Origin of the sequence: Lutibacter oricola (assembly GCF_900106565.1) — a bacterium.
GTDB classification, from domain to species: Bacteria; Bacteroidota; Bacteroidia; order Flavobacteriales; family Flavobacteriaceae; genus Lutibacter; species Lutibacter oricola.
Genome location: NZ_FNNJ01000056.1, coordinates 1 through 1,088, shown reverse-complemented (window position 1 = coordinate 1,088; position 1,088 = coordinate 1). Strand labels below are relative to the sequence as shown.

Annotated in this window: 1 protein-coding gene; it reads left to right on the top strand. The window is 27.2% G+C overall.

What is annotated here, in order from left to right:
* A partial coding sequence (locus tag BLU40_RS17460) for a Fic family protein (RefSeq protein ID WP_090126843.1) occupies positions 1-981 on the top strand: 981 nt, incomplete at its 5' end.
* Between the last annotated feature and the right edge of the window lie 107 nt (positions 982-1,088).

Sequence of the window (1,088 nt, the reverse complement as noted above, 5' to 3'; positions counted from 1 at the left end):
ATGAAACCACCTTACGAGATAACTCCAGAAATATTAAGATTAATAACTTCAATTTCAGAAAAAATAGGAGAAGTCAACGCAAATTATTTAAATAAACCCTCTACTCTTTTGAGAAAACAGAATAGAATTAAAACAATTCATTCTTCTTTAAAAATTGAGGGAAATACATTGAGCGTTGAACAAATAACTGCTCTTTTAGAAAATAAACGAGTAATTGGACCAAAAAAGGATATTAAAGAGGTTTTAAACGCCATTGATATTTATGAAAATTTAGATAAATACAATCCATTAAACGAAAAATCCTTTTTAAAAGCACATAAGGATTTAATGAGTAATCTAATTGAAAATGCTGGAAAATATAGAAATCAAGGAGTTGGAATTGTAAAAGGAACTAAAGTTGAACATTTAGCTCCTCCGTATGAAAATGTAAAATACTTAATGAAAGACCTTTTTGAGTATTTGAAAAATCCAAATGAAATTGAATTAATCAAAAGTTGTGTATTTCATTATGAAATGGAGTTCATTCACCCATTTTTAGATGGAAATGGTCGAATGGGAAGATTATGGCAAACACTTATTCTTATGGAAAAATATCCTGTATTTGAATATTTACCATTTGAAACATTGATTAGTAAAGATCAAGAAAAATATTATAAAGCATTATCTGAATCCGACAAATCCGGAAAATCTACAAAATTCATTGAATATATGCTCAAGGTAATTGATATATCCATAAGTGAGTTACTGAACTTCAATAATCGAACTTTAAATGAAAAAGACAGATTAGAATATTTTAGTTCACTGAATAAACTAGAATTTACAAGAAAAGATTATATGGATATTTTTAAAGATATTTCTTCTGCTACAGCAAGTAGAGATTTAAAAAAAGGTGTTGAATTGAACTTATTTGAAAAAATCGGTAAAATGAATAAAACAAAATATAAATTAATAACTGGGTACAACACTGTTTATAATTTATAGCTTGGTTCTAGCACATTTACGAAAATCCTATCGGATTTTCTACGTTAGTGTTTTATTTAGTAAATTTGCAGCTTAAAACACGCTACAAACCATACACAAACCCGTTG